4 protein-coding genes are annotated in these 12,628 nt (G+C 62.9%); all 4 read right to left on the reverse strand.

What is annotated here, in order from left to right; genetic code table 11:
* Positions 1–7: 7 nt before the first annotated feature.
* The 4 genes from ACSQ2A_RS10445 to ACSQ2A_RS10460 all read right to left on the reverse strand — a co-directional run bounded on the left by ACSQ2A_RS10445 (position 8) and on the right by ACSQ2A_RS10460 (position 12,606).
* A complete protein-coding gene (locus ACSQ2A_RS10445) occupies positions 8–1,351 on the reverse strand; it encodes an HlyD family type I secretion periplasmic adaptor subunit (protein WP_436072175.1) in 1,344 nt (447 codons plus the stop codon).
* A gap of 21 nt (positions 1,352–1,372) precedes the next feature.
* A complete protein-coding gene (locus tag ACSQ2A_RS10450) occupies positions 1,373–3,364 on the reverse strand; it encodes a calcium-binding protein (RefSeq protein WP_436072176.1) in 1,992 nt (663 codons plus the stop codon).
* Entirely contained in the window at positions 3,361–5,124 is a 1,764-nt protein-coding gene (locus ACSQ2A_RS10455) for a type I secretion system permease/ATPase (RefSeq protein WP_295410010.1), read from the reverse strand. Before ACSQ2A_RS10455 ends, ACSQ2A_RS10450 begins: the two co-directional genes overlap by 4 nt.
* A gap of 72 nt (positions 5,125–5,196) precedes the next feature.
* A complete protein-coding gene (locus ACSQ2A_RS10460; RefSeq protein WP_436072177.1) occupies positions 5,197–12,606 on the reverse strand; it encodes a peroxidase family protein in 7,410 nt (2,469 codons plus the stop codon).
* Between the last annotated feature and the right edge of the window lie 22 nt (positions 12,607–12,628).

Genomic DNA, 12,628 nt, shown 5'->3' on the forward strand with positions numbered 1-12,628 from the left:
GTAGTACTTACTCTTCACGGAAGGCGCGGGAGATCTGATCGGTGAAGGGTTTGACGAAATAGGCGATGGCGACCTGTTCCTGGGTCTGGACGAAGACCTCGACCGGCATGCCGGGAATGAGCCCGCGATTGCCGAGCACCGAAAGGTCGCCGGTGACGCTGGCCTCGGCGACATAGTAGCTCTGTCCGCTCTGCGGATCGCTGGTGGCGGCCGCCGAGACGCGTGAGACCACGGCAGGGATTTCCGGGGTCGTGCGTTGGTCGAAGGCGCTGAAGCGGAGTTTTATTTCCTGGCCGGGCAGGATCTGGTCGATATCGTTGATGGCGACGCGGAACTCGATCGAGAGATCGGCATCGTCGGGCACGATGGTGAGCAGGCGTTCGGCCGAGCCGATGACACCGCCCAGGGTGGTCACGGCCAGCTCGTTGACCGAGCCACTCACCGGGGCGCGGATCAGGGTTCTGTCCAGGCGATCCTCGATCGCCACGAGGCGGTCGTTCAGCTCGGCAATGTTGGCCGTTACGGTACGCAGCTCGCGCTGGGCCTCGGTATAGGCAACATCATCGATCGCCAGGATCTGCAGATTGATTTCGCTGATGCGGGCGGTGGAGCGGGCTATGCTGGCGGTCAGCTCGCCTTGGGAGCCGAGCATGCGCGCCAGCTCGCGATCGGCGGAATTGAGGCGGGTGGCTTCGATCAGGCCCTTTTCGGAGAGTGCGCCCATGCGGTCGCGTTCCTCGCGCGCGAGTGCAAGTTCGTCGGCGAGGGCGGTGGCCTGGAACTGGAGGCCGCCGATTTCCTCCTCCAATTGCGACACTTGCAGCTGGAGCTGTTCGCGCTGGGATTCGCGGTTCCTGGTCGTGCTTTCGAACAGCTGCTGTTCGCCGTGCAGGATCAGGATGGCGTCGGGATAGGTCGAGAGAAAATCGAGCGGAAACGAGATTTCCCTGGCGGCGTCGCGCTCGGCGATCAGCCTTGCCTGCCGCGCCGACAGTTCGGCCAGCTGGCCCATGATGATCGAGCGCTCGGTGCGGATCTGCACGTCGTCGAGACGCAGCAGGACCTCTCCGGCATCGACATGCTGGCCCTTGTGGACGTTGATGGCCTGGATCACCCCGCCATCGGGGTGCTGGATGATCTTGACGTTTTCGGCGACCAGCACGGTACCGCTGGAGATGACGGCGCCCGACAGCTTGGCCGTAGCGGCCCAGCCGCCAATGCCGGCGAGGAGCAGAACGGCTGCGATACTGCCGGTTATCACACGTCCACGCAGCGAGAAGTCCGAACTCTTGACCTTGCTATGCGTCGGGTTGGCACGAGGATAGGGTGCCGCCATGTCCATGGAACTCATCTGTTTACTCCGGGTCGCCGGTTAAGCGACTTGATTGCCGATCGCTAGAGGCAAGTGGACGCCATCCAGGGTTATGGAGATTTCATAGAAGTCGTTTCGGTCGACGTCGGCCTCGATGATGGTGTGGTCGATATCGTCGTAGGTCGCATAGGTGACGCGGATCGGCAGGCCGGCCTCGAAGCCATCGTCGATGGCATCGTAGACATCGCCAAAGCGCTCTTCTTCGAGCCGTTCGGCCCGGCGGGATATTTCGTACTGGGCAACGTGAATGCGGTCGCCAACGACGAAGTCGAGAATGCCGAAGACGATCTGGTGGCTCAGGGTGGGCCTTTCATCGGCCACGGCAAAGATAAAGAGGTCGTGGCCCTCTCCACCCGCAACGATGGCTGCGGTGGCGCCGAAGACGAAGGTGTCATTGCCCTCGCCGCCGATGATTTCCTCGATACTTTCGAAAAGGTCTTCGCCGATCTCTTCGCTCAAGGCGGTGCCGGCCTCGAAGTCGAGATGAATGTCGGCAGTGAAGGTCGAATAGTCGAGCGTATCATGGCCCTCGCCGCCATCGACGCGGTCATTGCCGGTGCCGGGGGCGATGATGTCGTCCCCTTCATCGCCATCGAGAATGTCGTCGCCTTCGTTGCCTTCTATTGTGTCGTCCCCTTCGTCGCCGTGGATAACATCGTCGCCCTCGCCACCCTTGGCGGTGTCGTTTCCGGCTCCGGCGGCGACGGTGTCGTTGCCTTCATTGCCTTCAATGGTGTCGTCACCCTCACCGCCATTGATGATGTCGTCGCCTGTACCGCCCTCGATGGTGTCGTTGCCTTGGTCGCCATGGATGATGTCATTGCCGGCTTCGCCGAAGAGCTGGTCATTGCCGGGGCCGCCGCCGATGGTGTCGTTGCCCTCGCCGCCGAAGATGATGTCATTGCCTTCATTGCCAAAGAGGGTGTCGTCGCCGTCCCCGCCAAGAATGTGGTCGTCGCCGAGCCCGCCGGTGACGCTGTCATTGCCGGCGCGGGCGTCGATGATGTCATGACCGGGCAGAGCGTCGATGTCGTCGTCCCAGGGGGTGCCGGCATAGACGTCGGCATTGGCGGTCAGGTGCACCTGGTTGCGGACGATCTCGAGACTGGCGGTCTGCACGATCTCGATCAGGCCATCGCTGATCTCATAGGTGAAGGTGACGAGCCCGAGCATGCCGGGGAGCGTGGTCAGGGTCCAGCCTGCACTGGTCTGCACCAGGGTGGCGCCAGTGACGGTGAGGTCGTTGATGGTCAGGATATCATTGTCGGGATCGCTGGCCCCAAAGAGCAGCTGGGAGAGGCCGATCAGCACGACCTGGCCGGCAAAGACGTCGTGGAGGCGGACCGGGCCCAGAACGGTGGGGGCGCGGTTGGTGGCGTTGTCGTCGTCATCATCCTCGTCGTCTTCGTCCAGGTCGGCATTGTCATTGTCGCCGTCGTCCTCGCTGGGGCTCGGGGTGTCCTGATGAGACTTTGGACCAGAGGAAGACGGGGTGATGTTCGGCTCGGCGCGATCGAAGAGGGCGGCATTGTCGTTCTGCGGCCGGTAGTGGACGGCAGCAGGGAAGAAGGGGGCGACATTGGGGCCCAGGAAGTCGAAGGAGGCCGCGGTATAGTGGAAGGCGATCGGGTCGGGCATGGTAAAAGCCTCGTCCCAGCCCAGGGCGGCGTGCCGGACTGCACTCCGGGGCTGTTCTTCCTCGATGCCGCCGGTGGTCATGAGATCGACCCCGGGGCCGCCGGGTTCGTGGCGGGTGCCGCGCGGGGCACCGCTATTGGCGGCGGGATTGGCTTCGGTGCCGGGGGACACCTGGTCCTGGGCGTCAGCCGGAAAGACGCTTTTCACATAGGCGGCGATGCCGGTGAAGAACAGCGCCAGATAGACCGGCAGGCGCGAGGTTTTCTCGGGAACGTTGAACTCGAGCTTCTTCCGCAGGTCGGCCGGATCGGATTTTTGGTGCTGCTGCTGGCTGGATTTGGCCTCGATGATCATGCCATGCCTCCCGTTTCCGTCCGCGGCTCGACCACTTTGAGGCCACCGGCATTGGTATTGAGGTTGGCCTGGCGCTGGCCGGCAACGATCTCTTCCTTGGGACCGAAGGCGGTCAGCCGGCCATTCTGGATGACGGCCACCATGTCGACCTCGGCCAGGATCGAGGGCCGATGGGCAACGACAATGGCAATGCCGCCGCGGGCCCGGATCTGGCGGATGGCCAGGTTCAGCGCCTGTTCGCCCTCGGCATCGAGGAAGGCATTGGGCTCGTCCATGATGACCACGAAGGGATCGCCATAAAGCGCCCGGGCCAGACCAATGCGCTGGCGCTGGCCGGCCGAGAGGGCGGTGCCCATGGGGCCGAGCTGGGTGTCATAGCCATCGGGGAGCCTGACGATCATCTCGTGCACGCCCGCCGCCTTGGTGGCCGCGACAATGGCGCGGGCATCGCGCTGCGGGGCCAGGCGGGTGATGTTCTCCACGATCGTGCCATCGAGCAGGGCCACGTCCTGGGGGAGATAGCCCACATATTGGCCGAGCTTGTCCTCGTCCCACTGGGTGAGGTCAGCCTCGTCGAGACGGATGGCACCGCGCAGGGATGGCCAGATACCGGTCAGGGCCCGGACCAGCGTGGTCTTGCCGCCGCCGCTGGGGCCGATCACCCCAAGACCCTGGCCGGCATTGAGCTCGAAGGCGACTTCGGTCAGCAACACGCGGCCCGAGGCGGGGGCTGCCACCGAGATCTTGTCCACCTTGAGCGACTTGGAGGGGGCCGGCAGGTCGAGCGGTTTGGTCATGTTGGAAAGGGCCACCATGGTATCGCGCAGGCGCTTGAACGCCTGGCGGGCGGCGACGACGCCCTTCCAATTGCCGATGGCCATGTCGATGGGGGCCAAGGCGCGGGAGGAAGCGACCGAGACGGCGATGATGGCGCCGGCAGACATCTGACCCTGAATCGTCAGGTAAGCACCGACGCCCAATAGGGCCGATTGCAGCACCATCCTCAAAATGCGCGAGAAGGCGCCAAAGGTGCCGATGACATCGCTGGCGCGGGTCTGCAGGGTCAGGTGGTCCTGGTTGACCTCGTTGAAGCGGCTGACGGCCCGGCCGGCAAAGCCCATGGCTTTCAAGATATCGGCATTGCGGGCATTGGAGTCAGCCACGGCATTGCGGGTGAGGAAGGCCTGTTGGGCGGCGGCGGCGAGCTTTCTGGATTTGAGTTCGGTCCAGATGGTGAGGAGGGTCAGGACAAAGGCGCCACCCAGCGTCAGGGCGCCGAGCACGGGGTGGAGGAAGTAGACGAACAGAATGTAGAGCGGCACCCAGGGCAGGTCGAACAGGGCCACCGGGCCCTGGCTGCCCATAAAAGTGCGGATGGTGTCGACGTCGCGGCCGCGCTCCAATGCCTCGCCGGTGGAAAAGCCGAAGCGGGGCATGTCGACGCTGACGCGATGGGCAATGGGGGCCAGCATGCGATCAAAGCGGGCGCCGATGCGCACCAAGAGCTGGCTGCGCACGATGTCGAAGACGCCCTGGAAGAGATAGAGGCCGATAACGAGGATGGAGAGCGCCAGGAGGGTCGGGATGGAGCCGCTGGTCAGGGCCCGGTCATAGATCTGCAGCATGTAGAACGAGCCGGTCAGAGCCAGCACATTGATGATGCCCGAGATCCAGAACAGGAAGACCGCGACGCCCTTGAACTCCCGGCGCAGCATCTCGTCGCCGCGATGTTCGGCTAAAACCTTTGTCGTCGATGCCATGATCAGCCCCCGGAATGGTGGATTATCGAAAGGAAAAAGCCCGGCCGGTTAAACCGGCCGGGCAGTTGGAGGCTAAAGGTTGAAGTCGGTGCCGGTCAGGGCGTGGTTGCCGGCAATGCTGATCCGGAACTCGGGGGCATTGTCCCCGGCCGTATTGCCCGAGATGACGGTATATTCCCCATCCTCCCGCGTCTCATGGGTGACCACGATCTGGCCCGGGGCCGTGGTGGAGGTTTGGAGGGTGAAGCTGTTGTTCCCCGCCACCCCGGCATTGGCATCGATCCCCGAGAGATCGATCTTGTCGCCGGCCTCAAAGCCCTTGATCGTGTCGCCATGGGCGGCAGTGGCCGATCCGAAGACGAAGATGTCTTCACCCGCCCCGCCATCCACCACATTGACGGCATTGCTCATGGTGATCACGTCATCGCCCGAGCCGGTGGTGACATTCTCCACCCCATAGAGCGTATCGGTGCCACTCTGGCTCGACACCGCGCTGCCGCGGCCACCCACCCCGGTGCCCAGGTCCACCGTGGCATCGGCGGTGAGGAAGGCCAGGTCCAGCGTGTCATTGCCGGCATCGCCCGAGATCTCGCCACCATAATAGGTGTCGTTGCCATCATTCAGCGAACCGACGAAGAGGTCGTTGCCGGCGCCACCGAAGACGGTGTCGTCATCTGCCCCGGCATCGATGAGGTCATTGCCCGAGCCACCGAAGAGGCGATCGTCACCCGCCTCGCCATAGAGCAGGTCATCGTCATCGCCGCCGAAGACATCATCGTCACCATCATCGGCAAAGACCACATCGCGACCCGCTCCGGCATCGACGAAGTCATCACCGGCACCCGCCCGGATCACGTCCACTCCGGCATTGGCGATGATGTAGTCCGTCCCGGCAAAGCCGAACACCAGGTCCCCGCCGGACGTTCCCAGCAACACATCATCCTGCGGCGTCCCAAGAACAGGACCACCAGCAGACGAGGCATCGTCATCATCGTCATCGTCGCAGTCGTCATCTTCGTGATCGTCGTCTTCGTCGTCGTCCTCATCCTCGTCGTCGTCGTCACCGCCGATCTGCGGGCCCTCGCCGGTCGCCACGTAGGAAATGCTGTGCTGGCCATTGGTCAGCGTGGTCACGCCGTTCTCGTCAGTGGTTTCGTCGAAGTCGTCCAGCGTCATCCCCTCCGGCAGCTCGATCACGTCCTGGGGTCGCAAGCTGCCCACGATTGTGTCGTGGCCGCCATTGGACTTGAACACGATGCGATGTGCCGAACTCAGGGCCGAGATATCGACCGTGTCGTCGCCAGCATTGCCGTCGATGGTGATCGTGCTGAAGTTGAGGCTAGTGAAGGGCGAATTGAAGTTGCCGATCACCTGGATCGTGTCGCCGTTCGATGCGCCGCCGTCGGGGGTATTCGGGTTATTCCCGTTATTCGCCGTGGTGTTCAGCGTGTTAACACTGATCTCCTCGATATTGTCGAGCTCGGCGATGACGGTCATCGTCGCCCCAACCGTGCGGGTGATGATGATTTCGCTGTCGGCCCCGGTCACCGGGATGCCAGCGTCGAGAGCTGCCTGCCTGGCGTAAATCCGGAACGTTTCGGCTAGCCCCGCACGTCCGTTGACCACGAAGGTATCGCTGCCGCCGTCCTGTCCGTTGACCATGTCGAAGCCGTCGGTGTCGCTTCCGGCCAGGTTGGTGTTCCACACGATCGTATCGTTGCCGGTACCGCCCAGGATGATGTCATCGCCTGTGCCAGCGACGATCGTGTCACTGCCGTCGCCGGCATTGATATTGTCGTTGCCGCCATTGCCGTTGATCGTCGTGCCCAATGTATCCCCGACGATGATGTCGCTGGTGCCCGTACCAGTGATCGTGCCGGTCTGACGGACGACGGTCACCAGGTTGGCGGCATCCGTAAGAGCACCATCGCTGACGACGTAGTTGAAGGAACCGCCGGCCGGACCGGTCGTAAGATCCGAGACGGTCACTACATCCACGCCGAGAGCCGGCGCATTGAGGCCGATCTGCGAGCCCACCGCGGTGATGCTGAGGGCGCTGCCTTCGGGATCCGTGTCGTTGGCCAAGAGGGCCGACCGCGCGATCGAGAAGGTTGTCCCGGCAGCCACGTTGGTGATGACGGTGTCGGCATTGCCAACGGGTGCGTCGTTCTGTGCCACGACCGAGATCGTGGCCGTGGCGATCGCGCTGTTGAGCAGGCCATCATTGACCGTCACCTGCAACACACGGGCAACCGTGCTTGGGTTGTTCGATGGGTTGTTGAACCGCACCTGCTGCAGCGCTGTCTGGTACGCGGCGGGCGAAGCATTGCCCGTCAGTGTCAATGTGATCTGCCCGGCGACATTGGTGACTGCCGCCGTGATTCCGGCAGGCAAGCCTGCGGCAGAGAGAGTGTCGCCGTCGCTGGCATTGGTCAGCACCACCCGGGCCGAAGCGATGGTCGTGCCGTCATCGGTGATCACCGGCCCGGCAACGATGGCCACGCCGCCGCCGTCTTCGGTGAAAGTACCGGCGTAGTTGTTGCCGGGGGCACCGGGAACAGGCGTAAGCGTGTCGATCTCGGTCTGGATGTTGACGTTGTCGATATAGAAATTGTCGTCGCCTTCCAGGCTACCATTGGCAATAAAGCGGATTTGAGTGTTCGCTCCGGTCAGCCCCGCGGCCAATGTCTGCGAGAAACTACCGGTAGTGTCGCCGCCGAACGTGCCGATCGTGGTCCATGCGCCGGTCGTAGAGTTTCGCGCCTCGACAGACACGGTCTCATTGCCGCCATCTAGATCGTCTGCCTCCCAGGAGAATGAGAGCGTTGCCCTCGTTACGCCCGCGAGATTGACAGCACGAGCCACATATTCGCCGCCGTCCGTTGCGTTGTTAAACTGTAGCCGGCCCCCAGCTACCTGGATGTCGCCCGCCGTAGGGCTGCCGGCCCCAGCCCCGTCGTTGGTCTCGGTCCAGTTTCCATTCCAGTTCGAGGCGCCGTTGTTGAGGTTGTAAGCGTTCGATGCGAACTCGTCGCGATAGGCCTGAGCCACCGTGGCGGTCGTTGTGGCCGTAGTTGGGCCATGCAGGTCCAGCGTTGGCACTTGCAACAGGACGTCCTGGTCGGTGAAATCAAGCACTTCGACGTTCCGCACGGTGTCGGTGCCGTCGGCCTGCGTGCCGCCGACATGGGCCACCGTTATGGTGCCGTCCGGGCTGAAGTCGATGTCGTATTCGGCCCGGGCGCCCGAAAAGACCGCCCGGTCGACATCGGCGATGCCGTCGCTGTCGGTTTGGTCATTGCTGTTGCGGATGGTCCGCACGATTCCCAGCTGCGCCGGATTGATCGAACCGTTGAACATCGAGGCGGCAAGTGTCGTCATCGAGTTGTGCAGGGCGATCGGCTCGCCCTCATGGTCCACGTCGCCGGGGGCATAGACCCCGATCTGCACGTCGAGCCACTTGTCACCATCGAGGATGTCGTCGCCGCCATTGCCGCGCATGGTGTCGCTGCCGTCGCCGCCGAGGATGATGTCGCCAGCATCGAAGGTTGTGACGCCAGCGCCGAGCAGCTCCTGCAGGCCCTGGATGAGGGCGATGCCTTCGGCGGTCAGCACGCTGCCGCGATAGCCGGTCGTGCCGCCTTGTGCCAGCGGCGCACGGTCTGCCGCCAGATCCTCGGTACCGGTCAGGATATCGTTGAACTTGGTACCTGACAGGCCCTCGACCGATTCATACTCGTCCAGCGCTGCATTTTGGGGCAGGACAGGCGCTTCGTCGAAGATGATGGGGATCGAAAGATCCGCATTCACCGCTAGCGTATTGTCCTTGTAGGTCGCCCAGTCGAAGCCAGACATGCCCACCATTTTGCCGCGGCCGGCACTGCCGACCATGATGTCATTGCCGCCTTCGCCGATGAACTCGTCGAAGCCGCCATCACCCAGGAACACGTCGTGGCCGTTGATCTCGTCCTGGGCGAAGACTTCGTCGAAGTTGTCGCCAGGCGCGCCGTCGAACGTGCCGGTTTCGATCCAGTCACTGCCTTCGTTGCCGAGAATGCGTTCGGCATTCTTGTTGCCATAGACGAAGTCGTCGCCTGTGCCGGCAAACACTTCGGACCCCTCGTCGGTGCCGAGGAAGATGAAGTCCGTCCCGGCGCCACCAAGGATCAGGTCGAGGCCGGGGCCGGCATGGACGACGTCATTGCCGTCGCCGGCCTTGACGTTGTCGTCGCCGCCAATGTCGACGATGATATCGTCGCCGGCACCGGCATTGATGATGTCGTTACCGAACCCGCCTTCGAGCTTGTCGTTGCCACCGTCACCATGCAGCGTATCGTCGCCGATGCCGCCAATCAGGGTGTCGGCACTGTCAGTGCCGCCCAGGACGACGTGGTCGCCCCCGGTATAGCGCAGATAGTTGGTGTCAGCTCCCGGCGTTGCCGGGTTGTTGCGGATGACCAGCTGGGTCAGCAGGCCCGGCCCCAAGGGGTCGAGCGAATCCAGCACGCCATCGCCATTGGAGTCATTGAACTGCCTGGCTTGGTTGACCTCCAGGATCAGTCCCGGAGCCGAGAAGACGTCGGAGGGCAGGTGGGTTGCGTTGGTGTTGCGCATGATCATGGCGGCGAAGGAGTTCGCCTCCATCTCGCCGAACAGGTGCAACCCGTCGAGCCGCTGCAGATAGTAGAAGCGGTCGCCGCTTTGCAGGTTCTCCATCTGGCGTTCGAAGACGAACTGGAATGTCGAACCGAGCATGCCGCCGAACGGCATGGTCCTTTCAGCGAGGCCGCCGATCCACAGATCGACATTGTCGAGTCCGCCAAGCGTGTCGTCGTTCGCACCGACCCCGTCGGGTGCGTAGGTGCCCGTTGCATTGAGGAAGTCGAGCCGGTCAGTTGGTACGGTCAGCCCGCCGACAGAATTGCCGGTAATGATCGTCAGGGCAGCGTCGCGCTTGCCCTCGATTGTGGTCTGTCCGGTGATCAACGGGTGCGTGCCATAGGCCGCGATGAAGTTGATGATCGAGACTTCGTTCTTGAGGTTGAGGGCGAAATCCGTCCAGCTCTCATAGGGTTTTAGCTGGGCGTCCTGGTTGGTCATTTCGTAGAAGGAACGGCGCGCGTCCTGCAAGGTTGGCACGCCGGTATCGCGACCACGCGCCAGGTTGATGGTTGCAAGGTCGAGCGGCAGGCCCAGGAGATTGTTGCGCAGGGCGCTGGTGACGAACTCGTCGATATGATTGCCGGTTTGCCGGGTCATGCCGCGGATGATGTCACCGGCAGCGACTGCGTCATTCACCGTGCCGTTGGTGTCGAACTGGACCGGGTTCAGGAAGCCCTGGATCAGGCCAATATGGTCGGCAGCGAAATTCGCGTCGAACCTTTCGATATCCTCGTTCAGCATGGAGTGGCCGAAGCGGTAGACGGTGTGGGCGAACTCCGCGACGATCGTGGGATCGAGGGTGGTGTCAAAACCGTCAGGCACGAGGAATGTGTTGATCGACGGTGTGACCTTGCGTGCGAACTCCTCGAAGACGAGGTGCTGGTACTGCATTTCGGTGCCGAACTTGGCGGCCTGGAACAGGCGCTCGCCATCCCACACCAGGGCGCTGATCTGCCCCACGGTGGTCGGGACGGTAGCCACATCGACTTCCAGCCATTCGTTCAGGAATGCCACGGCCTCGGCGTGGCTTGCGCCGCCAAGCAGCATTGCCTGGGCGTCGGCCACCACCACTTCCTTGGTGTGGTCGGCCAGCCGGTTGTGCTCGGCATGGAACACATGGTGCACCGCCGTTAGACCGATATTTTCGTTGACGCGGCCATCGCCGGCGATGAAGTGCCGGTCGAGCAGTTCGTCGTCATAGTTTCCGTCAGTTTGCGAGCCATCGCCATTGTCGAGACCGATCGTGATGTCGCCATCGGCGAGACCATCAGGCACGGCATTGTGGGCGATGTCCGCCAGGAAGGCCTGATTGGTGCGAACAATGCCGACAAGGCTGACGCCCAATCCGCCATTGGCGGCTGGATTACCCTCGACCGTAAGGTCGTCGGCGGTATTGGGTATGCCGTCCGGGCCAATATCGGTGACTGCGAGCGGGAAGCCGTTGGCGCCGCGGATGAAATTGCCATAGGGGTCGGTGCGCAGCAGCGGCACACTACCCACGTCCTGGTCCAGGAGCTCGAAGCCCAGCATGTCGCTGGTCTGGACCTTGAGTTCACCCCAGTTGGCCATGCCGCCATTGTTGCCTTCGATCAGGTGGCCCGTTGCTCGTGGACCATCGGCGGTCATCACATATTGGCGCAGGAACACTTGATGCGAGGGATGGGACGTATAGGTCTGATTCTGGTCGACATAGGCCGTCGTCGTATTGACCGGCCGGCCATCGTCGAGGCTTTCATCGACCAGCGGCGTCGCGGGATTGTCCCCGAGGATGCCATCGGCGCCAGGTGAGGTGGTGGCGCGGGTCAGCACCATGAAGTTGTTTGGATCGTCGGCGGTTCCGGCAATGTTGTCGGCCCCGTCAAGGTCGGGATTATAAAGTGGATCGTCCGTCGTCAGCGGGATGAAGACGGTCCCGTTCCCGCCCTTGTTCACGAGGTCCAGACCATGATCGAAGAATTGGCCGAACAGGGTGAACCAGGAGTTGAACGGCGCTGACAGGCCCTCGTCGGGCGCGATATTGGGCAGAACCACATTGGCGCCGCTCAATTCGACGCCGTTGGCGGCGAGCAAGTCATCGAACGAGACACCCGGGCCGGCGCCATCGGCGTCCAGCGCACGGGCATCGGCAAGTGCGGTCTGGGCGGCCTGGAGAACCACCAGGGCGGCAGCGGCGGCGGCGTCGAGCGCCGGGCTGGGAGGAACGGCCACGTCGGCCGCCGCCTGCGCTTCCGAATAAGCGTCGAGTGCGTCGTCTACCGCCTTGAACAGGGGCTTGAGCGGCTCGTAAGCAGCCATGATGGAGGACGCAATGACCAGCAGGTCACCGGCAATGCCGTTGCGCGTCAGCGCCGTCACGATCGCAGCCGGGTTGCTCAGCGTCTGATCAACGATGAGGTTGCTGGTGGTGCGGACCGATGGGTCAATGACGTCGCCGGGAGTGGCGTTAGGCCCAGCGCCATCGGCGTCGTTGCCCGGTGTGTAGGGAAATGGAAATTGCACAACGCCGTTCGGGACATTGGGGCCATTGGTGTCTACCGGGCCCAGGACGGTGCGAAACTCCGGCGGCACGAGCTCATTGAACTCGCGGTCCGAGGCGCCCCATTGTTCCTGGCCGGGCAGGAGGTGGTTGTAGCTGCCATCGACCGTGCGCAGGCCCCAGGCGATGTTGTAGGCCGGAATGGATCCTCCGGGCCCAAACAGCGGCTTAGCCACATTCAGCGGGTCGCCGGTCGAAATGCCCTGTCGAAATGCGGCATCGGCTTCCGAAATCTTGATCTGCTTGAGAATGAATTCAAGGTCGCTCTTGATATAGGTAACCATCACTACCCCTCCGGCGCAAAAC

This window comes from Devosia sp. LjRoot3, assembly GCF_964252865.1.
Lineage (GTDB): Bacteria > Pseudomonadota > Alphaproteobacteria > Rhizobiales > Devosiaceae > Devosia.